Source organism: Fibrobacter sp. UWB11 (genome assembly GCF_900143015.1).
Taxonomy (GTDB): Bacteria; Fibrobacterota; Fibrobacteria; order Fibrobacterales; family Fibrobacteraceae; genus Fibrobacter.
The window spans coordinates 329,001-351,432 of sequence record NZ_FSRT01000001.1; the positions used below are offsets into that span (position 1 = coordinate 329,001).

Sequence of the window (22,432 nt, forward strand, 5' to 3'; positions counted from 1 at the left end):
TGCCGGGGTCACCTTTTCGGCATCCCTTTTCAAAACAAACAAAAACAGCACTCGATAGAATCGAGTGCTGTTTTTGTGTTAAGTCTCACAAGATAAGCAAAGCTTCGTTACATCGCGAAAACCGCGACAACTTTGCCTAAATGCTCGAAATTACGAGAACTTGATGACGCCAGCCGGGCAGCTTTCTGCAGCGTCCTTGATTTCGTTTTCGTAAGCGGAGAAGTCTACGCCTTCCTTAACGACCATCTTTTCCGGAACGGAGAAGACTGCATCGCAAGTTGCTTCGCAAGCGCCGCAGGAGACGCATTCGTCGCTGGATTCATCGAGCCAAACTTTTGTAATTGCCATAAAATACCTCTTGTATTGGTTAGGTTTTCCCAAAAGATATAAAAAAATTACGCTCGCAGGGTGAAAAAAGTAAAGGAAAATGGAAAAAAATGGGGTTTGGCCATTAGTCAATGATCAATAGTCATTAGCAATAACCAACAACTAATAACTAGTATCTCCTAACTCCTAACCAACAACATGTTTTTATATATTCTCATTCAAATGCGTAAATTTGTCTGCCTTATAATCCTATTTTGCTCGTTCTCTTTTGCTTCACCTTCTGGTGGGTGGTCAGGCTGGATGCGTGATTTGGTCTCGTCAGAGGGGACTATTTTGCCGCTCAGTTTTAGTATCAATAAAGACGATTATAATTTGGGGTTGTGGGGCGGCGTAAAAATTGCCGACGGATTGTATTTGAATGGTCAGTCGTTTAATTTTCATTTGGTTAATGACACTAAAGATTCTGTCACAAGAATTGGTGCAGCCTTTCTCTTGCATACGATTGCTATACCGATTGCGATCTATGATTTCTTTGATCCATCTAGTCATGAACTCCGTGTATATTATGCTATGGCGGCGCTATTAAATCCCACATTGGAATTCTATGTCGTGCGTGAATATGTCCCTATTTCGGTCGGAATCGGTTATAATACAGATTGGTTTGCTTTTAAGCCTAATCAGAAATTTTATTTCCGTGTGCATGGTGATGTAAACATCGAAATTCCTTTTTTTTGTTAGAGTGACGGCTTCTTATTCCTATTCGTTTTTGGACACCTACGATTTGAAAAAAGGTTTCAGGCTTTATTTTGGAGTTGCCTTGTTCCATTTTCCTGTGTCAAAGCGTTGGTGGTAGAAATCATAGAAAATACAGAATAATCTCTACCCACTACCTACTGCCTTTTGCCAACTATTTTTAAATTTGGTTCAAGTTTTTCAAGCTAATCCGGGCAATGGTGCTCGCATTTTGCGTGAAAATTATGAGGACATCGTTAACGATGAAAAAAGTGGTTGTAAAAATTGGTGGCAGCTTGGCAATCGACGAAGCCAAGTTGGCCGATTTTGTGGCGGCAGTCAGCAAGCTTCCGGCTATGGGCTGCCAAGTGGCCGTGGTGCACGGCGGTGGCAAGGACATCAACGAGAACATCTCCTTGCTCCGAGAACAACCCACCTTTATCGACGGTCTCCGAGTCACGACGCCTTCTATCATGAAGATGGTCGAAATGACGCTCTCGGGACACGTCAACAAGAAGCTCGTGCGAATGCTCCTCGAAAACAATTGTAGCGCTGTCGGCCTCAGTGGTGTCGATGGCAAGTTGTTTGAAGTGGTCAAGAAGCAGGGCAAGGTGGATCTTGGCCTCGTGGGTGAAGTCAAGAAGGTCAATCCGAAGATTGTGGAAACGCTTTGGTCCGCTGGCTTTGTTCCTGTCGTAAGCCCGATTTCCATCGGTCCTGACGAAAACGGCAAGGCTGTGAGCTGGAACGTGAATGCCGATACCGCCGCAAGCGAACTGGCTGTGGCGCTCCATGCTGACCAGTTCGTGCTGGTGAGCGATGTTCCGGGCGTGATGGACGATACCAAGACCGTCATTCCGGAACTCACGGAAGAAGCAAGCGAATCCCTCATTGCTTCTGGCGTTATTAACGGCGGTATGATTCCGAAGGTCCGCGAAAGTTTCAAGAGCATTTCTCGCGGTCTCAAGAGCATTCACATTGTCGGCTGGAAGGATGCCGACCACTTTGTAAAACAAATTAATGGAGAACTGAACTATGGCACAATCCTTGGCTAATTCCATTTTTGAAGAAGACAAGCAGTTTATCGCCCCGCTTTATGGCAAGGCCAATATTGAATTTGTCCGTGGCGAAGGTTCTTACTTGTTCGATAAGAACGGCAAGAAGTATCTTGACTTTGTCGCTGGTATCGCGGTAAACGCACTCGGCCACCAGAATGCTGAAATCAAGAAGGCTGTCGAAGAACAGATGGACAGCTTCTTCCACATTTCGAACCTTTATCCGAACTACCCGCAGGTAAACCTCGCCAAGGCGCTCCTTGCCGCAACGGGTTTCGACAAGGCTTTCTTCTGCAACTCCGGTACCGAAGCGAACGAAGGCTGCATCAAGTTTGCACGTAAGTATTTCGATCGCAAGGGCGAAAAGAACCGCCAGAAGATCGTGACGTTCATCAACAGCTTCCACGGTCGTACGTTTGCAGCCCTTTCTGCAACGGGTCAGCCGGCCATCCGCGAAGGCTTCGGCTCCATGCCGGGTGATTTTGTTCACGTTCCTTGGAACGATGTGGCTGCCCTCAAGGCCGAAGTCAACAACGACACTTGCGCCATCATGCTCGAATCTCTCGCTGCCGAAGGTGGCGTGATGACCGTTTCCGATGAAATGGTCGCTGCCATCAACAGCTTGAAGAAAGAATTCGGCTGCCTCGTGATTGTCGACGAAGTCCAGGCAGGTATGGGCCGTCTCGGCACATTCCTTGGCCTCCAGAAGCATGGCATTGATGCTGACCTCGTGTCGCTTGCCAAGGCTCTTGGCGGTGGTCTCCCGCTCGGTGCAGTGCTCCTCCGCCAGAAGGTTGCTGACCAGCTCAAGGCAGGCGATCATGGCACGACGTTTGGCGGTAACCCGGTTGCTTGCGCAGTGGGTCTCGCTGTCGTGAACCAGATTGCAAAGCCGGAATTCCTCGCCAATGTCGAAGCTCGCTCCGCTCAGCTCAAGGCTGGCCTCGAAGCTATCGCGGCAAAGTTCTCGGCTGTGAAGGGCGTGCGTGGTGAAGGCCTTATTCTCGGCCTCGCTCTCGACGAATCGCTCCCGGTCGGCAATGTGATTGCTGCCGCTCGCGACGAGGGTATGATGGTTCTCAGCGCTAAGGGCAACGTGCTCCGTTTGCTCCCGCCGCTGAACGTGAGCGCCGCAGAATGCGACGAAGCTCTCGCCAAGCTCGAAAAGGCTTTCGCCAAAGTCGCGAAGTAAACTTGTCTTGCCCGCGAAGGCGGACATCTCCTTTTAAAAAACGCCTATGGACAAACTCCATAGGCTAATTTTTTTTGCCATCGGCGCATTAATTTATGTAGTTTATACTACGATGAAGTTATCCCCGAAATTCATAAGCGTTTTTGCCGCAATCCTTTTTGCTTTGCTCTTAGTTGCTTGTTCCAATTCGAACGAGGAACCTGTTGCCCGCTCTAAATCGAACGAAATTCCCATTGCTGCAAAGAACTATTATGTTACGAATGCTTTTCATTTAGTTTTGCCTAAAGGATATTCCGTGGACAGTTTTCCTGATTATGAGTTTTATCACATTAGAACTCCTTTAGGGGATACGCTCATGACTTTTACCCCATCGTGGTTTTGGCATGATTGGTATCCGGTAAAGTTTTCGCATCCTGAAAATCCGAATGAATTTAGTGAAATCGGAAGACATGATGCCATTAGGGTTATTGATGGCGTAAAAACTAAAGTTCGCTCTGTTTATATTTGGTCAAAAAGGGGTTGCAAGATAAGAGGCTCATGGTGCAGTCCTCGAACACTAGAATTTGTTTATTATCCCGATCAAGTAGATACCGCAATTTGCGAAAAAATAATCCGTTCTGCAAAGATTCATAGCTATAATAAAAATTATTTGTGTAGCATTTATATGCCTAAAAAAGATTCATTAGAAGGTGTAACTATGTCTAAATTGCGCAACTTCCCTATAAAAGATATTCAAACATTAACAAAAAATATCGAGTTGTTGCCCGTTGTTTCTGCGGATCAAGACATCTTTGAAAAGAATGGGAAATACCTGTTTCTTGCAGATTGCTTTATGGATGATGAATACAAAGGCTCGTTTCACATCGACGAATCTTGTGAAATCGGATGGAATGGAAAATATGCTGAAAAAACAGATGTCGTTGATTTGTTAATGGCTATGGACGATAATCAGTTTAAAGAAAAGTTGATGAAAAAATGTCAGGTGGAACCACCTCCAAGACCGCCTCATATTTGTTCGAAATCACACAAATTAAAATTAAATATTCATTACAGTAAAAACGATGTTCCGCAAGCGTTTGATTTTACTTATCATTCGCGTTCAAAATATCTAGAAGACGAATTTATGATTTCTCCAATCCAGGTTGCAATTGATTATGATGGATTTGTTCAATTGAGGGTTGATGGCAAAATTAGCGAGTTCCCCATTTCTTATGTGGCTCCTGGTGAAGAAAAAAAGTTGGATGAATCAAAAATAAAGTCTTTGAAATCGCTTTTGGGAAAAACCGAATCTACGACTGTCAGTAATTTGTGGGGTACAGGAAGCTTGTTTACGAGAAGCAATCTTTTCAAAGGAAAATGGCAGGAAATGCGCATTTTGACTCCTCTTTTAAGTGAATATGTAGTAACTAAATATCTAGGATTGCATGTTTCGGGTTATGCTTGCTCTGATTGGCAACCGTTGCGCGAAGTTACGGAACCCAAATGCAAAGGGCAAACGGCGAAACCCAAAGTCGCAAAATCAAAAACGTTGGAACAATTGCCTGCGGATAGCCTTATGAAACGCATTGAAGGCGATATTGATGCTGTGCTTGATTGTGCCGAGGAGGATTTTTAAACAATGAAAAATATTCTTCTCCTTTTGTTTGCATTGGCCGTCCTTTTAGTTTCTTGTTCAAAATCAAGCGAGGATCCTGTTGCTGATGGCAAGAATGTGTATCGAGCTTCTTATTACCAGCTCGAACTGCCCGAAGGCTATTCTGTCGATGATGAACCGTCTGAATCCAGTAGCGGATGGAACATTCGTTATATCAAGGATTCCTTTGACAATCGCATTATGTCGTTTTATGATGGCGAGTCCACAAATCACGGCAAACCGACCAATAAAAAATGCAAAGAGAAAGGCTTTATGACGTTCGCCCGCCTCGATTCTATGAGTATATTCCATGGTGCTATATCAGTTCATCGAACCGTTGTTATTCATGCTAACCGTTCTACTTCAATATTCAGCAAGCCTATTCCTTTGTTTGTAGAATTTAATTATCGCCCCGATTTAGTTGATTCTGCGGTTTGTGAAAAAATAATCCGTTCTGCGAAAGTTCGTCATTAAATATTCTTTGTTAATTTCTGCCTCCTGTTTTAAAATGGAGGCTTTATGCGTTTTATAGACTATGCATTGGATTATTTGAACAAAAGTTCCGATGAATTGGCGCCGCTCACGGTACGCACGTATTATTGGAATTTGAAGAAAATTGAATATTTTTGCCCTGGGCTGGAGTGCAAAGATTTAACGCCGGATTTTGTGCGGGACTTTAAACAACATCTGGAATCCTTGCGGAACAAGGAGGCTACTGTTGTCAAGGCGCTTTCGGTACTTCGCGTTTTTTGCAATAAGATGAAGGCGGATGGAATCATCGATTGCGACCCGTTTGAAAAAGTGAAAATTAAGCGTGCGTATTCGCATCGTGGATTCTTGACCTTGCGGGAGCTGAAACATCTTTATTTGAGTTACATGGAGTCGCATGTCGCTTTGACGCGGGCAGAAGATGACGTGATGCGCGTGTTCCTGTTTAGCTGTTTTACGGGACTACGTTACGGGGATTTGTGCACGCTTGATGCCTCGGAAATTTTCGACTGGAAAATTCGAAAGCAAATGCATAAGACAGGGGAGGCCGTGTACATCCCGATTCCTGTGCAGGCACGGTTATTGCTTCCGAATCCGCTAACGTCTGGGCGCATTTTCCATGTCATTGATAATGCGGCTTTTAATCGTACACTTCGCAAAGCTGCCAAAAAACTAGGGCATTACAAGTATGTCCATTGCCATCTGGCTCGGCATACATTTGCAACAACGTGCATTACCATTGGCATTCCGCTCCCGGCAACGAGCAAATTGCTGGGCCACCGCAATCTCGACACAACGCTCATTTATGCCAAGTACGTCGATACTTTTTTGGACAAAGAAATGAAAAAGTTCAATCGGCTGAAGTAAAGTGTGGGCGTTGTTTCGCTCTGCTTTGTGTAAAAAAATGGCCCGCTTTAGGGCGGGTCACTCTCGAATTTTAGAGAATCTTTTAAGTTTGCTCTGTGTTCTGCTGATTTACATCGCGCTGGGCAATGATCTCTTCAACTTTTTTGTTGATGCGATTGTTCTCCAGCTGGTCGTGTACGGCCTGCTCGTTTGCTGTCGCGACTCTGATGAGCTTGATGTATAAAATGGTAAGGATAAACCACAAAACCGTACTGATAAATAGGACGGGGGTATTGAAGTTCCTTAAACAGATATAATTAAAAATAGGTGTTGCGATGTTGAATAATAAAAACCACGTAAGCAATTTGTTTGGAACAGCTTGGGCTTTTATACCCATTGATTTCAGGGTGTCATATTGATTATCTATTAGTGTTTTAAAGATAAAGTAATTTGCAATGGGCAGGTAGTAGCAGATGGTTACTCCCCACGGAGAAAATTGTGTCTCTGAGAATTTGTTTTGTTCTTTATGAGCATGATAAATCCAAAGCAAATTTTTGCCGATGAAAACGCAAAAGGGAATTGCGCTGGCCATAAAAAATACGATTAAGGTCCATACAGCAAGATTGACTTCTCTTGGTATAGGGGCATTTTCTTTATAGCTTCCATAAAATGCCGCAATTGCGCCGAATGTCTTTACTTCTACGAAAAAGAAAATGACGTTTAGAACCATTTGGAACTTTGTCCACGAGATGGTGCTCTTTCCGCGTCGTACGTTGCCGTCGAAAGCTCGTTCAAGTTCTGGGTCGACGAGTTCTTTGAGCGATTCCTTGTAGGCTTCTTCTTGCGCTTCGGAATCTGCGGATGAGGTCTCACATTCGTCTTGTGAAGACAAGCTTTCGTTCGGGGTATCGCACCACAGGCATTGGGGCATGTCGTCTTCGTATTCTCTTCCGCATTTTTTGCAAATCATAAGGCCTCTGTTACGGGAAAATTTGTTTGTGAAAAAATAACAAAAATGTGTACAAGAATCTCGCAAAAAAACGACCCGCATTATTGCGAGTCGTTTTAAAATCGTCGGCAGTTCCTTTTACGTTTCGTCGGCGTTTTTTCGCATTCTAGTAACTGCGGCGACGCCGCGCTATTCCTTAATTGTCGGAGCTTGTCTCGCGACTGGGGCGAGTTCACCATGCTTGCGGAACAGGTGCTTCACGAGCGTGCCGAATCCACGGAGAACGCGGTAACGTTCACGCGGGTTCTTGATGGCCATGATGCCCTGACGGAAGATGTAGCTTGGACGCAGGTAGAATTCACGGCGGGCCTTGTCGCAGAAATCGACGAGAGCCTGACTTGTGAGTTCACCGCGCTGGATCGTGGTACGGTGGAAACCGTCCTTGTCGAGCCACTGGCTGTAATCCTTCGACTTGAGTGCACCGCTTTCAAGAGCTTCCTTATAGGCTTCGGTGCCGGGATACGCCATGATGGGATAGAACTGCGCCGTATTCGGGTTCAGCTTCTTGGCGTAGTCGAGCGTCATGCGGAGCGTTTCCGGCGTGTCGCCCGGGTTACCGACCATGAAGCATCCGTGAACGAGGAGTCCTGCCTTGCGGGCATTCTTCGTAAATTCAATAGCCTTGTCCGTGTTCTTCACACCCTTGTGGATCTTTTCGAGAACCTCGGGGGAGGCACTTTCAAAGCCCACGCACATTTCGCGGCCACCGGCCTTCTTCATGAGCTTGAGCAAATCGAGCGGTACATCGGCGCGGGCGTTGCAACTCCACGTAATCTTGAGACCACGTTCGAGAATCAAGTTGCAAATCTGGCGCACGTGTTCATGGCTTGCCGTAAACGTATCGTCTTCAAAGAACACTTCGCCTAAATCTTCAAAGTTTTCCTTGATGTACTGGAGTTCGTCGACAACATCCTTCGGATCGCGGCGGCGGAACTTGTGGCCGTTGAGCGTCTGAGGAATCACGCAGTAGCTGCAGTGGTTCGGGCAGCCACGGCCAGACAAAATCACGATAAGCGGGTTCAGGTTTGCACCATAGAAATACTTCTTGTAGCAGCTGTAAAGGTGCTTGCGGTAGACCTTCGAGACCCACGGAATTTCGTTCAGGTTTTCAATCTTCGGGCCTTCGGGCTGGAAGTCCACCTTGCCTTCGGCAGTGCGGTAAGCAAGACCAGCGAACTGACCGACAGGAGCGCCATCGCCACGGAGGGCACGGACAAGGTTCCTACAGGTGTAGTCGGCTTCACCAATCACCACATAGTCCAAAGACGGTTCCATTTCCATGGATTCGAGCGGCTCGGCGGTCGCGTGCGTACCCATGATGGCCACCTTCACGTTCGGCATTTCTTGCTTGATGGCGTGGACAACCTTGAGGTCATTCAAAATACTCGGGGTGCTAGTGCTGCAAATAACGAGTTCCGGGCCGAACTTCTTGATGCCCTCAAGCGTTTGCGCGAGGTCAAGTTCCATGGCGGGGCTGTCAATCAGCTGGATTTCGTTACCGTCGGCTTCGCAAACGCCGGCAGCATAGCTCAAAAACATTGGCCAGTAAAGCGTACTGGACTTCGTAACACACGGGGATCTAGATTCCCGACTGAACATCGGGTGGAAGGGGGGATTTAAAAAAGTAACGTTCATGACGCTCACAAAATACATAATCTGAATTGATAATGCTACATTATAATGTAATGAAAACGCTTTTTTTCGCTATTTTTACGAGTTTTGTGATATGTGGCACTGCAATGGCGGCGCCTCAAACTGCTACACCTGCTTTGGATACGGTCCGCACGACGTATGAGGATGGCCGTGTGTCGAGAATTTACACCGTTTTGAAGGGAACGGACGTGCGTGAGGGGGCTTCGCTCTCTTACCATCGCAATGGAAAATTGGCGATTGAAGTGCCCTATAGAAATGGCAAAATCGATGGCGTTATGCGCTCGTACGATGAAAATGGAAAACTCCATGAAACCATCGGGTACCTCGAAGGCGAAGAAGAAGGTTATAGCACCATCTATTACCCAAACGGAAAAAAGAAAAACCGCGAGTCGTATCGTCGCGGCATTTTGAATGGCGTTTCGGAAACATGGGACGAAAATGGAAAGCTCCGTCGCCAGATTCCTTACGAAAACGGGCAGATTCACGGTGTCTTTAAAGCGTTCGATGAAATGGGCTTGATTCAAGAGGACATGAGCTTTGTTCATGGCATCCGCAATGGAGCATACCGTCGCTACAGCTTTGGCAAACTTGTTTTTGAAGCTGAATTTAGAGACAACCGCTGCGTCAAAAATTGCAATTTTTAGTCATTGGTTATTGGTCGTTAGTCATTAGTTATATAGGTGCGCTGAAAGCGCCGAACTTAAAGCTGATGACTAATAACTAACTACTAAAGACTGCCCTCACTTTTTCTTTGGCTTCATGGCGTTCCAAACCATGTAACCGATGAAGAGCACTCCGAAACCGAGCAATGCGATAGCTAGTTCGGAGTTGTACTTTTCGATGATGTCTTTTTGTCCGTGGGCAAAATAGCCGAGCAGTGCTAAGACGCAGTTCCAGATGGCTGCACCGAGGAACGTATAAAGCGTGAACGGTGCAAGTTTCATCTTGGCAAGACCCGCCGGAATAGAAATCAGCTGGCGGATTACGGTAATGAGGCGTCCGACGAACGTCGAAATGGCGCCATGTTCACGGAAGTAGTTTTCTGCCTTTTCGACCTTTTCGACGTCGAGCAACAAGAAGTGTCCGAGACGGCTGTCGGCGAATTTGTAGATAATCGGGCGTCCGAGAATCTTGGCGAGATAGTAGTTGATATAAGCGCCAATCAATGCACCGAGAGTCGCAAAGAACACAATGAGTGCAATGTTGAGTTCAGAACCCGGTTGGAGTGCTTTATAAGCGGCTGGCGGCACAACAAGCTCTGACGGGAACGGAATAAAAGAACTTTCGATGGCCATCAAAAGCGTAATCGTTCCATAGTTCAGGTTGTCGTTATACCAGTCAATAATTTGGTTGTAGATACCTGTCGATTTCGCGGTGTCGGCTGCAACTGCTGCCGTGTCGGCGGAAACTACATCAGAAGCGAATGTAAAAGCGGTAAAAAGAAAAGCTAAAGCAATAGTTGTTTTAAGGACTGTGTTTTTCATTGGGGCAAATTTAGAAATTTAAAAAATAAATTTTTTGATTTTATTATAAAAGTCGTTTTTTTTAATATGAAAAAGTACGTCATGCGGGCGGGGCCCCAGCTCGGAGTTGCGAAGGCCGCACGGGCCCCTCCCTGCACCCTCCCCATCCTTGGCCGACGCTTTTTTAATAATAATTGCTGTTATTGATGTTAGAAATAGAAGTAAAGGCCGACGCCGAGGAGTGCGGCTGCTGTTCCTAGTAAAATTCCTCCTGCTATGGCTTTGTTGTCTCCTTGATCGACTAACTTCTTATTTTTCTTGACTTTGTTCTGGTAGTTTGTTCCCTTGACCGCTCCAGGAACCCTGAGTTCCTTCTTGATGTCATCAGCATCGTTGTAGTCCAAGTGAGCAAAGTACATGAGCAGGCCGCCAATAAGGGCTGTTCCTGCAGCTCCGCCAATAAATGCTTCACCGATGGTTTGCATTTTCTTTTCGTGCAGCCACTTGTTCTGTTTTTCGATTTCGTCAAAGTCTGTTAATTTCTCGAGATCAATGCTCAAGTCAATTTGCGAAACAGGAGCCGCAAAAAAGCTGACAAGCGTATCTCTGTAACCCGCTTTGCGGATAAAGAGACTGTCTATTCCCATGTTGTAAACGGGAATTTTTTCGGGTGTCTTGGCGATTGCCTTGGAACGCTTGGTTATGGGCGCGTTGGCCTTATAGACGGTTGCACCTTCGGGGAATGTCAAAATGCGAATTTCGGGAGCGACTCGCTTGAGCTTGAGTGAAACGTGGACAGTGTCACCTGGAAGTGGCGTGATATTTGTGTTAGCTCCCCAAAGGTGCCTGTCGACATCCCAATATGCGTAAATTGTGAATTTGCTTGTATCTGAAGTGACAAAAGTGCAAGGCGATTTGCAAATAGCATCTTTTTCAGAACGAGAAATTGTTGCTCCATCGGGATCGGTTTCGATATGAATGTACGAACGGTTCTTTTTCGTTTTAATCGTTTCTTTGCCCTGAGCGTCTAAAAGTTGGTTCTTTAATTTGTTGTTGGTGATGGCGTCGCTGAAGGCCGCTTTCCTTGAAATATTTACACTAGCCTTGTGCAACATCGGGAGCGAATCTTCGTAGAAAGCATGGGTGAGGTTTAGCGTTAAACTGTCCGTCTTGATATTTTGGACGATGTCGCCAAAGTATATAGACCTATAACCATAAGAAGATAGTTCGTTCTGGATGCAAATGTTATCGTCGCAGTTCTTGATGTCGCTCTTGCGGATGACTTGTGGATTTTCACCAGCTTCCATCAGCAATCGCGCGGTAAGGCCTGTGAATTGGTCAACGACGGATTGATTAATTCCTTCTCCGCTGTAGGCGACAAGAACTGTTTTTACGGGTTTTGGTGCAGATTTTGAACTCGAAGAACTAACACTTGAAGAACTTGCTACGGTTGCTTTTTCGCTAGAGTAATTGGATTTCTTTGTGCTGGAGGAACTTTCGCTTGGCTGTTTGGCGCTTGACGATACTGCAGTAGAAGAACTTGAAATGCTTACGGAACTTGATGAAACTGCGGAGCTCGACAACTTGGCAGAACTAACAGCAGATGAACTTACTGCAGCGGAACTTACGGCAATAGAACTTGAACTTGGTTCGGTTTTAGCAACGCTTGTTTTTACTTGCGTTGATTCATCCAAAAGATTGTTCCCTTTTTCGTCGACAATTCTCTTGAATTGCTTCTTCGCAATCTTTACAATTGTGAATTTGTTTTGGATGTAGCCGCCGAGACTTACGGTGTCGTTCTCGATGCCCATGAGTTTAGCACGCTGGCGAGTGCCCGATAAAAGCTCTACATCGACGAAGATACCTTCGGGGTCTGCGAATGTGGCGGTTAATGCCATTGCAATGAGTAAGAAAATCTTTTTCATATTCTACCTAAAATGAAAGAACGAATCCTGCGGCGAGGAATGCTATACCTGTTGCGAAGAAAACTCCTGAAACCGTTTTGGCTGTTTGGGCGCTACTTCGATGGTCATTAAAATCACGCATGTGCTTGTCGTACCGTTCGTTCACGAAACGCGTATTTTCCATAGCTTTTTTGTGATTGTTCGCTTTGCTGATATTGTAAAGCGAGACTATCGCCGAAATTCCACTAATGGCAAAGGGTGCTATGGAGGCCCACTTGAGTAATCCTCCGAACATGCGCCTGTTTCTATGCTTTAAAATATCCTGGTTCATTGCAATTTCTTCGTCATCGTTAGATTGACGGAGTGCAACGATAATGAATGAAGTATCTTTTGGTGAAAGAGCAATGTTGATTGTTGTGTCCGCGTAATTCGGATGGAAAAATGAAACGATGATGCTGTCTTGTCCATCGGGTACGGGGATAAACGCAGGGGATACGTAATCGGGTTTGTTTGCAAAATCGGGCTGGATCAAGCCGGTGTAAAGATCGACTGTAGATGGGTTTGTCGAAATTTGCAAATAGCGAGTCTTTGCAAAAACATTCCCGTAAAGAGCGAATAGTAAAACAAAAATGGCAATGGGGGCGATTCTGATATTAATCATTTGTCGTCCTCCGGTTTTGCAAATGGCCCGGAAATTTTAGTCTCTGAACCATTGACTTTAATTTTCCAATAGACATTAGGTACTTTATTGCGTGCGTAGTCTTCGGCATTTATAACAAGCGTACATTCCTTGTGGCAAGTGTTCGTAATCGATACGACGTTACTTTCGTATTTTGTTTGAACCGTGTCTGCGTTTATAGTTGCTAAAACCTTTGTGCCGTTAACGCCTGAGCCGTTGTCGAGAATTACGAACTTGATGGATGCCGTTGTCGGAAGGTCTGTGTAGACTGGTGTCAAGTTGGGCTTGACTTTGTCTCGCAAATATAGTGTATCTGTTATCGTCTTGGTATTGGGTGCCAAATTGATGGTCATGGAGTCGCAACCGTATTCTGTACGAATTGCATCGCAGATTACAATTTTAATGTTGGATTGGGGACTCAGTGTTTTTTGAATATTTGTGGTCGATTTGTCTTCTGCAATTTTTGAAAGTGTATCTCCGGCTGCCGAAAGAATGGCGCCTGTCAACTTTGATTTTTCCGGGAAGGGATTGAATTGACTTACGACAGGAATTTCTACAATGGCTGCTCCGTCATTTTTCAACTTTGTTGAAAAGTTGAAAACATCACTATACGTTTGTTCGAACAGCCCCGTTTCGTTTTTGATGGTTGCTCGTATGCCCCAATAAATGGTAGATGTTTCTATGCTGTGGTTGATGGTATCGCCTTTTTCAGTTACATCGGCGTTTAGTTCTCCAATCAGATTGACGCTGTTTGTACATTCAACGTTTCCGAGCGGGGAATCCCAAATTTTTTTCTCGTTGTAGCTTGCGTAAAGGGTGCAGTATGAGTTTTCCCAAGGGTCAATTCCAGAAATTCCCCATGAAAGTTCAATGCCGTCTTCATTATCGCCATCGGCTTGATTGTAATTGTTGGCGGGCGATTGTAATGTAATTGTTGTTGGCGTATTTACGTAAATAGTCGCTTTTGTTTGTAATGTGTCGCCAAGATGGTCTATGGTCTCAAAAGTCACTTCGTGAGCGCCTGCTTTGTCAAAGCTGTAATAAATCGAAGAGGCGCTAGCTTCGTTGTTGTCTATATTCCATTTGTGCGTGATGTAATAGGGAATAGCCTTGTCTGTCGAGACATATTCTCCGTTAATCGCATAAATTCCGCAAATACGGATTTTCTCATTGATGTTGACATAGAACTTATCCGAAGACGCGTAACGCATGTCATTGTAAGGGTCACCGTAATAGCCTTCGGGAACAACGAAAATCGATTGCGTAAGTTCGGGGACATCCGAAGCGTGAATTTCAGAATCGGAACAAGAAATGAGCGGGAGCGTAATCGCGGTACAAAACGCTATTGAAAGAGGAAAAATTTTGTAATTCATTAGAATCCCCCCTTCTTAACGTAGAGATTCCATTTCTTGCTTTGACGTAGACCATTCTTGTAAATGACAATGGATTTTAAGGTCTGCTGTTCTTCGAAAAGGGTGGCTTCGAGTTCTGCGGAGAATGAGTTTGTATTTACGTTAGGAACTGAAATAAGGAACTTGTTTTTCGTTACATTAAAGATTTGCATGGTGTCAACAGCAAAACCGAAAGGATTGCTTTCTCGGATGAACATGTTTATGAGTCCATTGCTCGAGATTGTCGTATCGTTGTTCGTCGTGAACCAAAGAATGCTTGGCATAATGTAGAAAGACTTGTTGAATACATTCTTGCTTCCATCAGTTGCTGAAATGGAAAGAATTCGGTATGCCCAGCTTTTATCGGTTTCTTTGAGCACGACCGTTAGAATACTGTCTTTGTAGAATCGGTCAAAGATTAATTCATTTTCGAGGTGCACACTGATGTTCTGGGCTGAAATTGCGCCGCTTCCGTCTTTGACAATGAACTGTAAAGTGTCTGCAAAGTCCAGTGAATCTTGCATTGTTGTAGAAACGATAGTCGGAGCGATAGAATCAACAAGTTTTAGATCTTTTGCAATTGTGACAAATCCTTCGTTTATCTTGACTTCTTTTTCGATAGTTCCAAAATCAGAATAATCAGAACGTAGAGTCAACTGGTATGTTCCTGCAGAAACGATGCCTAACGAAATTTCGTTATTTGTTGATGTAAGCCTGAAGTCGAAATCAAAATGCTTGTTGGAATCGTCTTTGTCTTGCAACAATAAATGCATGGGGACGGATATTGCCTGCCCGATATCTACCGTTGCTTGCAAAGAACCTTCGCCGGGGAATCCTTTGGTGTAAAAGGAACTTTCAATCTTTTGCGATGAAGCAAAATTGTATTCGTTGAAGGCTTGAACCGACCAGTTGTATTTCTTGAATTGATTTAACTTGTTGTGAAATGTAAAATTGGGCTCGTATAGAATAGTATCGATTTTTTCGAACTTAGAATCCGTGTTTGCAAAGTCTTGTTCGCTTAATGTAAAGCGGTAGTGATGGTTGAGCTTTATTCCTTCTGTTTTTGCACTCCAAGTAAAGTAAATCGCTTCGAACGGATCTATGGCTTGTGTACCGTTGGCAGGCGTGAATACGCTATCGTTCAAAATGGGATTGTCTGCGACCCATACATCAAGTGAATCGTAGTGCATGTCACCAAAGTGGTCTTTTAGAACAAACGTGAATTTGTGATGACCTGGTTCGGTGAGCTGTTTCTTGAAATTATATTCCGAAGAACAGTAATTACCGTCCATGAGCCAATGGTAATCTTGAACTTTGATGATTTTGTTTGGACTGATTGTCGTGATGAAATAGACAGTGTCATTGACCTGGAACGTATCAGCCTTGACACCCGATGTTACTTCCGTTATGTTTTTTGCAAGGGATGCGTCTATCTTTATATCGATAGCTTCGGCTTCATCAAAAATGTGGTCATCAGAATTAAAGCAAGACTGGAGTAAACTTGCAAATGTGGCAAATGCAAAAATTCTAAAAATTTTCATTTTGCCTCCAATGTATCGATAACATAGAACTTCTTAAGCGCCAGTGAGTCTGCATCGCCATATAGGTCACGAACGATAATGCGGAAACTGTGTTCGCCAGCCTTGAATCCAGACTGCTTGACTTGCGAAAGTGTACCGACATCGTATTGCGTTCCGTCAATTTCGAGAATATGGAACAGCGTGTCGTTGTTTGCTAAATCCATATCGCCACTATACCATTCAAACAAGAACGCGGAGTTGACGGATCCGTAAAGTGTATCACCGTTGGCGGGAATTGTAGTCTTTGCAATTTCAGGTGGAGTATTTATTACAATTGTGAATTCGTAAGTTTTTTTGTTTCCTTCTTTATCGGAGACTGTAAGCTTGTTGGGTAGGCCTTCGCCGGATCTGTTCGGGTAGAACGAGTAGGTTCTTCCGCTCATGAGCAGGCTGTCTTTGTTGTTGCTCGAATAGAACCAATTAAATGAAATATCGTCTTGGATTTTTTCTGGGGTTGCTTTTGCTGTGATTGCCGCGGAATCGGATGGGTGTACCTTAAGCACCGTCGAGAAAGAATCGTTGTTCTGCTTGACCATGATGCTAATCGATTCAACAATTTGCGGTTCACTAGGGGCGTTGGGTGCATCAAGACATCCGGCAAGAAAAGCACCGAACAATGTGAAAAACACTAAAATGGGTAATATGGAACGATAGGACAAATTCATTTGGTTTAAATCTAACTATATTCGTGGACATGAGTGAGCAAAATTTTGAATATAAAAACGCAATGGCGCGTTTAGAAGAAATTCTCTCGAAAATCGACAATTCCGAGATGGAAATTGATGAACTTGCTCTGGAGGTTCAAGAGGCTACGCAGCTTTTACGCAAGTGTCGTCAAATTTTGATTGCGACCGAAAAGAACGTTCAGGATGCTCTTGCCGAGTTGGACTCTTGATGAATATCGAAAAATTTGATAGTAATGTCCCTGCCATCGAGGTAAACGGGCTTACGGTACGGTTCCCGATTCGTGGTGGTGTTTTTAGCAAAGTCAAGGACTATTTTACCGCAGTTGACAATGTGTCTTTTATGCTTCCGCAGGGGAAAATTCTTTCTATTGTGGGGGAATCGGGCTGTGGAAAATCGACTCTCGTAAAATCTTTAGTAGGGTTGGTGCCCGTTGCTAAGGGTAGTGTTAATTTGTTCGGACTGCCGGTGAATGGCGGAAAAGTGGGCTCGGCTAAGGATGCTGTCCGAGTTTCGGACTTGGTGCAGATGATTTTTCAGGATCCGTTCAGTAGCTTGAACCCGCGTCAGACGGTAACGGAAATTTTGACCGCTCCCGTTATTGCTCGAGGAGTCTCGTTCGATGAAGCCTGCAAGCGTGCTCGGGAACTTTTGGAACGTGTTTCGCTCCCGGCTGGTGCAATGGACAAGTTCCCGCATGAGTTTTCGGGCGGCCAGCGCCAGCGCCTTTGCATTGCGCGTAGCTTGATGGTGCGCCCGAAGGTGTTGCTCTGTGACGAAGTGACGAGCGCATTGGACGTGTCCGTGCAGGCTCAAATTTTGCATTTGCTCGACGATTTGCGTAATGAACTAGGACTCTCCATCCTATTTATCAGTCACGATATGCAAGTGGTTCGCGCTTTGAGCGACGAAGTCTTGGTGATGTATTTTGGCCACGCCGTAGAACACGGCCCCGCCGATGAAGTCCTCACGAACCCGCAAAACGATTACACGAAAAAATTGCTAGCCAGCGTACCCACGATACATAGAGGGTAAGTCTGGAAAAATGGAAAATACAATGAAAACAAATAAAATAAGCGAATTCTTAATTCGAATAACTCTTGCTGTCTTTGTGGGGGTTACTCTGGGTATATGTGATCAAGGCAATGGAAAATTGTCGAATCTTGAAATAATGGCCGGTGGACTTAAATATGATGGCGATGGTTTTACGCTTTATCCGTCTCGGTTTGTTGTGCATTATCAGGATGGGGATTTTACTTATAAAATCCAAGCAGATGATAAAAACGTTGTTGAACAATTGATCAGGACTATAAAGAATGTTGAAAAAACGCAGTTGCCAGAATGGCCGACTATTCAGCGTAAAATAATGCTTTGTAATGGTGATGAATGTAATGATACTTTGATTTTGAACGTTCAGAAAGACGATACTCTTTCTGTAGTTGCTGCTATAGGTGGGGAACACTTTGATTTGGTTCAATATTTTGCAGATAATTCCATAACATTAACTCGGATTATACTAATTGTGGTTTCTACATGTTCTGTATGGGGCGGCATTTTAGTTGGATTGACTGGCTTTATAATGCAACGCAGAAAAAGAAAAAAGCAAAAGGATATTCCTGTCTATTCTGCATCTAGAAATAGTGAAGAGGGGGTGTAAAATGTCGTTTGATCTTGAAAAAGAAACCGCAAAGTATCGTGAGCAAAGAAAAAAGATTTTCACTAAAGAAAATAATGATGAAAATTCCATGACCGAAACAACACCGGTGGAACAGGAATCAAATGCTTACTATCCGTATTCTGATATGTTTATGTGGTCTGCGTTTTTTGGAGGACCGATTGTTTGTTATTTGGCTCATTTATCGGATTTAAAAAATACAAGTAAATCGTTCTTTTGGTATGTTTTTGGTGTCTGTTTTATACCTCGTGGAGCCTTTAAGTTTGTAGATAAACTTATTGAACAATCTATGGCAGGCTTTACAGTAAATGCTTCGTATATAGATTCTAGATTTTATTTGTATTGCCTTGCTGAATTGGCTCTTGTTCTCTTTTATAATCTTTTTGTCGCGTTGATTGCGGCAAGTCGATTTAAACAAGTATGCCCTTACTGTGATATTGATAAATATGATGAGCATGAAAAGAAAGGCGTCATTGCAGGATGTATTCTTTGGCTCCTCATGAATGTAATTATGATCTTTTTTATTAAGTAAAAACATTGCAAAAAAAATGGCGGGCAATGCCCGCCTTTTTCTATGACGTAAAAGTCACTTCACATTTGCAATATTCGAAAGAGCATCCTGCATGTACTTGGCGTAGAGCTTCGAGAGCGCTTCGGCGGCAGAATGCGCGTCGCGCTTGTTCATGCTTTGGCGTTCGTCGTAGCGCTTTTCCCACAGCGGAGCGTCTTCGCCGACCTTACGGAATGTGAGCTGCACAGCGAGGTGAGCGTCTTGCGAGCTGCCTTCGTCAATTTCTTCAATCGCATCGACGTTGCCGAGCAATTCAAAATCCGGCTTGCCCATCGGCTTTAAATCGACGGACTTGAAGAGATTGCTCTTGACCAAGTATTCGCCTGTCACTTGCGTGAGCATCTGTTCCGGGCGCGTTGCCCACAAATCCAAATCGTAGAACATAAAGTCATACGGTGATTCGCGGTAGACAATGTTGCTGCGCTGGTAGGCCGGGTCAATCGTAAATTTCTTGACGAGAACGCGCGCATCGCTTGCTGCACCCGATGTCGAAATGGATTCAGCAGAAATAGTGTAATAGCGGGAAGGTTCCGTCGATCCTCCGAGGCAACCCGTGAGCGTGAATGCCGAAAGGAGGGCGGCGACAGCCAACAAACGATTTGCTTTCATAATCAATTCTCCTTCTTAACGACCGCTTTTGCCTTCGGTGCGGATGAGTGCGGACGGGTTATTCTTAATCTTTTGGGTAAATTCTTCGAGGTTTTCAAGAATCGTATTGAGTTCTTCCACTGCGTTCCCGACCTGGTCTTCGTTCTTGTAAACCATGGCGTCAACACGCTGTGTGAGTTTGTTCATGGATTCTGCCGTCTGCATTAGGTTCTCGTTCAAGCCCTTGGTGTCGATGGCTTCGAGCTTTTCCCTAAGCACGGTGAGGTTTGTGTCGGCCTTGGCGGCGAGTTTTGCCTCTTCGATTTCGGCAAGAATCTTTTGCAAAGAAACGGCAGACTTGCTCATGGTGTTGAGCGGCTTTCTGATGTCGGCGGTCAAGTTACTCAAGTTCTCGGTCGTCTTTTCGAGGTTCTTGAGTGTGCGCGAAATGCTTTCTGCGTTTTCCGGATTCAGCACACGGGCAAGTCCGTCTACAATCGGATTCGCCTTGTTAAAAATGTCGCCCATCTGTCCTGTAATTTGGTCGAACATCGAAGCTGCTGCCGGAACGTAACCGCCTTCTGGAACGTTGGGTTCGCTGAATGTTCCGCCCGAAAGAATAACTTGCTTTTCACCGGTAAGGTTCATGCCTGCGGTGAGCCCTGCTCGAGTCCCTTTCTTGATAGGCGTTCCCTGTGTGACCTTGAATGCAACGACAACTTGATTCAAGTTTTGTTCGTTAATCGTGATGCTTGTGACGCTACCGACGGAGATACCGTTCAACTTCACCTTGGCGTCGACGAAAAGTCCATTTACGTCCGTGTCGAAAATGGTGTAGTAGTTGTCGAACTGCTCGCTCAGGTAACGCTTGAGCACATAGCCTAGGAATATGCAAATCAATACTCCGCAAAAGAGCATGAATGCGCCTAGTTTAATTCTTTCGGATCGGGTGGTTTCCATATATCTTCAACTCAATCAATAAATTCAAAGTTGTAAAAGTCCGTGGCATTGTTTTCTTTGGGACATTGCCTGTTAAAGAAATGCCTGAGAATCGGGTCGTCTGATTCCATGCCTTCTTTGAGCGTCGCATCCTTCAAGACGTATCCGTCCTTGAGGTAAACGAATCGGTCGCAGACGATTTTAATGCTTTCCAGTTCGTGGCTCACAATCACCATCGAAACGCCGAGCGTGTCGCGCAGTTCGAGGAGCAGTTCGTCGAGCGAACGGGCGGTCACCGGGTCGAGGCCTGTGGACGGTTCATCGCAGAACAGGAGTTCTGGCTTGAGAGCTATCGCGCGGGCAAGGGCTGCACGCTTCTTCATACCGCCAGAAATTTCGCCGGGGTACTTGTGGAACGCGTGGAGCAAGTGAACTTTTTCAAGACGGTCGGCGACAATAGCTTCCATCTGGCTCTTGGGCATGTAGGGCATGCTACGCTTGAGCGGGAGCATCGCGTTTTCGGCAACGGTCAAGTCCGCAAGGAGTGCGCCACTCTGGAACAAGACTCCAGTACGCATGCGGGTATCGCTGTCGAGACCATCCTTGGGACCAAATGACTTTCCGAAGTACGTAATCGTGCCTTCGTCCGACTTGATGAACTTCAACACGTTGTTTAAAAGTGTTGACTTACCGCAACCGGAGCTTCCGAGCACCATGCGAATTTCGCCCTTCTTGACGCCGAACGAAATATCCTTGAGGATTGTTTCGTTCCCGTAGCTCGCTTTCAAATGGTCAACTTTTAGAATTTCGTCCATATTGACCTCTAGTAGAAAATGAAGGCGAAAAGGGTGTCAGAAATCACGATGGTACAAATGGCTGCCACAACGCTTGACGTAGTCGCTTTACCGACTGCTTCTGCGCCGCCATGGGCGTTCAAGCCCTTGTTGCAAGCGATGAGCGTTACAATCCAGCCAAACACGAGTGCCTTGATGGTGCTCTTGAGGAAGGTCATCGGGTCGATGCCGTCGCGGAGCCCCATCATGTAATTCGAGAAGGAAATATCGCAGAAGAAATACGCAATGAGGAATCCGGCAAAACTACCGACGATGGATGCGCTAAATGAGAGGATCGGTGTCGTGACACTTAACGCAATGAATCGCGGGACAACAAGGTACTGCACCGGCGGGATAGCCATGGACTTTAACGCCTTGACTTCTTCGCAAACGCTCATGTTTGCAATTTCTGCCGCCATGGCACTGCCGGAACGCCCGGCCAAAATAATCGTTGTAAGGAGCGGGCCGATTTCTGCAAAAATAAGGAACCCAAGCCCTGAAGCGAGGTAAGAACCGCCGCCCACAGCATTCAACATCACTGAACTCTGCAAGGCCATCGTAAGGCAAATCAATCCCACGAACAAGAAGCAAATTCCCATGGCTTCGCTGCCCGACTTGAACATCTGCTTGGTAATCCCGCCAAAGTGGATTTTACCCTTGTCGAACGGACCGATAACCGTCCAATAAATGGACATGAACAGGAGCTTGAGAACTTCGAACGTTTCTCGGATGAGCATGAACCCGATGTTACCCATCATTTCGAGAACATTATTTGTCTCGCGTTGAGGTCTTTCGGGCGGCTCCATCTTGCGGAGGTTCTGCAAGTGTTGCTTGATTTCCGGGGAAAAGTGGGCGAGGACAAGCTTGTTGCCCGTCTTTTCGGAAAGTTCCGCTAAAAGTGCAAAAAAGGCATCGGCGCTGTAGTCCATAGAGGTCAGGCTTGATCCGTCAAGATAAAGCTCCCCTTTGGAGAGTGCACTCCTGCAATTAGAGAGCAGCCTTTTGCTGTTCGCCGCAGTCAGTGCGCTAGGCAAAACTATCGATGTCGTTTCCATTGGGCGACAATTTAGAAAATTTTAAAACATGGCTGTGCTAAATCACCCCGTTTTCTTTCAGGAATGTTGAAATTTCGGCTAAAAACGCAAAAATCGGAGATGAATGGATGTGCTCGTTAAACATTTTCTATTTT

The 22,432-nt window shown here is 45.2% G+C and carries 24 protein-coding genes; 11 read left to right on the forward strand and 13 right to left on the reverse strand.

Annotated elements, in window-relative coordinates:
* Positions 1–150: 150 nt before the first annotated feature.
* Complete coding sequence (locus BUQ91_RS01560) at positions 151–348, reverse strand: ferredoxin (RefSeq protein ID WP_072827484.1); 198 nt, start codon at positions 346–348, stop codon at positions 151–153.
* Between the two features lie 279 nt (positions 349–627).
* Here BUQ91_RS01560 and BUQ91_RS01565 point away from each other — a divergent pair, with 279 nt between their 5' ends.
* The 6 genes from BUQ91_RS01565 to BUQ91_RS01590 all read left to right on the forward strand — a co-directional run bounded on the left by BUQ91_RS01565 (position 628) and on the right by BUQ91_RS01590 (position 6,295).
* On the forward strand, positions 628–1,065 hold the full coding sequence (locus BUQ91_RS01565) for a hypothetical protein (RefSeq protein ID WP_175566582.1): 438 nt from the start codon (positions 628–630) through the stop codon (positions 1,063–1,065).
* Between the two features lie 257 nt (positions 1,066–1,322).
* Positions 1,323–2,114, forward strand: coding sequence for an acetylglutamate kinase (gene argB, locus BUQ91_RS01570; RefSeq protein ID WP_072827482.1), 792 nt, complete (start codon positions 1,323–1,325; stop codon positions 2,112–2,114).
* A complete protein-coding gene (locus tag BUQ91_RS01575; protein ID WP_074207900.1) occupies positions 2,095–3,306 on the forward strand; it encodes an aspartate aminotransferase family protein in 1,212 nt (403 codons plus the stop codon). The genes argB and BUQ91_RS01575 overlap by 20 nt, the downstream gene beginning before the upstream one ends.
* Before the next feature lie 46 nt (positions 3,307–3,352).
* Positions 3,353–4,921 carry a hypothetical protein gene (locus tag BUQ91_RS01580; protein WP_074207901.1) on the forward strand — a complete coding sequence of 523 codons (1,569 nt, stop codon included), beginning with the start codon at positions 3,353–3,355 and terminating at the stop codon, positions 4,919–4,921.
* A 3-nt stretch (positions 4,922–4,924) separates the two neighbouring features.
* Complete coding sequence (locus tag BUQ91_RS01585; protein ID WP_074207902.1) at positions 4,925–5,413, forward strand: hypothetical protein; 489 nt, start codon at positions 4,925–4,927, stop codon at positions 5,411–5,413.
* A gap of 45 nt (positions 5,414–5,458) precedes the next feature.
* Positions 5,459–6,295: a site-specific integrase gene (locus BUQ91_RS01590; protein WP_074207903.1), complete on the forward strand. Its 837-nt coding sequence runs from the start codon at positions 5,459–5,461 to the stop codon at positions 6,293–6,295.
* Positions 6,296–6,377: 82 nt separating this feature from the next.
* Here the strand turns inward: BUQ91_RS01590 and BUQ91_RS01595 are convergent, their stop codons facing one another.
* Both BUQ91_RS01595 and BUQ91_RS01600 read right to left on the reverse strand, forming a co-directional pair.
* Positions 6,378–7,244, reverse strand: coding sequence for a hypothetical protein (locus BUQ91_RS01595; protein WP_074207904.1), 867 nt, complete (start codon positions 7,242–7,244; stop codon positions 6,378–6,380).
* A 168-nt stretch (positions 7,245–7,412) separates the two neighbouring features.
* Entirely contained in the window at positions 7,413–8,918 is a 1,506-nt protein-coding gene (locus tag BUQ91_RS01600; RefSeq protein ID WP_074208901.1) for a B12-binding domain-containing radical SAM protein, read from the reverse strand.
* 104 nt (positions 8,919–9,022) lie between these two features.
* Between BUQ91_RS01600 and BUQ91_RS01605 the strand changes: the two genes are divergently transcribed.
* A complete protein-coding gene (locus tag BUQ91_RS01605; protein WP_254842202.1) occupies positions 9,023–9,580 on the forward strand; it encodes a toxin-antitoxin system YwqK family antitoxin in 558 nt (185 codons plus the stop codon).
* Between the two features lie 96 nt (positions 9,581–9,676).
* Here BUQ91_RS01605 and BUQ91_RS01610 read toward each other — a convergent pair whose 3' ends face one another.
* From BUQ91_RS01610 to BUQ91_RS01635, 6 genes are all read right to left on the reverse strand, one after another.
* Positions 9,677–10,420 (reverse strand): DedA family protein, encoded by a 744-nt coding sequence (locus tag BUQ91_RS01610; RefSeq protein ID WP_072827475.1) that lies wholly within the window; start codon positions 10,418–10,420, stop codon positions 9,677–9,679.
* A 188-nt stretch (positions 10,421–10,608) separates the two neighbouring features.
* Entirely contained in the window at positions 10,609–12,324 is a 1,716-nt protein-coding gene (locus tag BUQ91_RS01615) for a hypothetical protein (protein ID WP_074207906.1), read from the reverse strand.
* Positions 12,325–12,331: 7 nt separating this feature from the next.
* Positions 12,332–12,964 (reverse strand): hypothetical protein, encoded by a 633-nt coding sequence (locus BUQ91_RS01620; protein WP_072827473.1) that lies wholly within the window; start codon positions 12,962–12,964, stop codon positions 12,332–12,334.
* A complete protein-coding gene (locus BUQ91_RS01625) occupies positions 12,961–14,355 on the reverse strand; it encodes a hypothetical protein (protein WP_074207907.1) in 1,395 nt (464 codons plus the stop codon). The genes BUQ91_RS01620 and BUQ91_RS01625 overlap by 4 nt, the downstream gene beginning before the upstream one ends.
* Positions 14,355–15,914: a hypothetical protein gene (locus tag BUQ91_RS01630; protein ID WP_074207908.1), complete on the reverse strand. Its 1,560-nt coding sequence runs from the start codon at positions 15,912–15,914 to the stop codon at positions 14,355–14,357. The genes BUQ91_RS01625 and BUQ91_RS01630 overlap by 1 nt, the downstream gene beginning before the upstream one ends.
* A complete protein-coding gene (locus tag BUQ91_RS01635; protein ID WP_074207909.1) occupies positions 15,911–16,618 on the reverse strand; it encodes a hypothetical protein in 708 nt (235 codons plus the stop codon). The genes BUQ91_RS01630 and BUQ91_RS01635 overlap by 4 nt, the downstream gene beginning before the upstream one ends.
* 29 nt (positions 16,619–16,647) lie before the next feature.
* On the opposite strand from BUQ91_RS01635, the gene xseB reads away from it, so the two are divergent.
* The 4 genes from xseB to BUQ91_RS01655 are packed head-to-tail and all read left to right on the forward strand — an operon-like array spanning position 16,648 to position 18,844.
* Complete coding sequence (gene xseB, locus BUQ91_RS01640; RefSeq protein ID WP_072827469.1) at positions 16,648–16,848, forward strand: exodeoxyribonuclease VII small subunit; 201 nt, start codon at positions 16,648–16,650, stop codon at positions 16,846–16,848.
* Positions 16,848–17,672: an ABC transporter ATP-binding protein gene (locus BUQ91_RS01645; protein WP_072827468.1), complete on the forward strand. Its 825-nt coding sequence runs from the start codon at positions 16,848–16,850 to the stop codon at positions 17,670–17,672. Before xseB ends, BUQ91_RS01645 begins: the two co-directional genes overlap by 1 nt.
* A gap of 10 nt (positions 17,673–17,682) precedes the next feature.
* Positions 17,683–18,294: a hypothetical protein gene (locus BUQ91_RS01650; protein ID WP_175566583.1), complete on the forward strand. Its 612-nt coding sequence runs from the start codon at positions 17,683–17,685 to the stop codon at positions 18,292–18,294.
* Position 18,295: 1 nt separating this feature from the next.
* The gene (locus tag BUQ91_RS01655) at positions 18,296–18,844 is read left to right on the forward strand and encodes a hypothetical protein (RefSeq protein WP_074207911.1); all 549 of its coding nucleotides are present in this window, start codon (positions 18,296–18,298) and stop codon (positions 18,842–18,844) included.
* Positions 18,845–18,898: 54 nt separating this feature from the next.
* On the opposite strand, the gene BUQ91_RS01660 is transcribed toward BUQ91_RS01655, so the two are convergent.
* From BUQ91_RS01660 to BUQ91_RS01675, 4 genes are read right to left on the reverse strand one after another with little or no spacing between them, the layout of a single operon-like run.
* Complete coding sequence (locus BUQ91_RS01660; RefSeq protein ID WP_254842203.1) at positions 18,899–19,492, reverse strand: ABC-type transport auxiliary lipoprotein family protein; 594 nt, start codon at positions 19,490–19,492, stop codon at positions 18,899–18,901.
* 15 nt (positions 19,493–19,507) lie between these two features.
* Complete coding sequence (locus BUQ91_RS01665; protein WP_072827465.1) at positions 19,508–20,431, reverse strand: MlaD family protein; 924 nt, start codon at positions 20,429–20,431, stop codon at positions 19,508–19,510.
* Between the two features lie 11 nt (positions 20,432–20,442).
* Positions 20,443–21,225: an ABC transporter ATP-binding protein gene (locus tag BUQ91_RS01670; RefSeq protein WP_072827464.1), complete on the reverse strand. Its 783-nt coding sequence runs from the start codon at positions 21,223–21,225 to the stop codon at positions 20,443–20,445.
* Between the two features lie 8 nt (positions 21,226–21,233).
* Positions 21,234–22,298, reverse strand: a complete 1,065-nt coding sequence (locus BUQ91_RS01675; protein ID WP_072827463.1) for an ABC transporter permease — start codon at positions 22,296–22,298, stop codon at positions 21,234–21,236.
* Positions 22,299–22,432 lie beyond the last annotated feature (134 nt).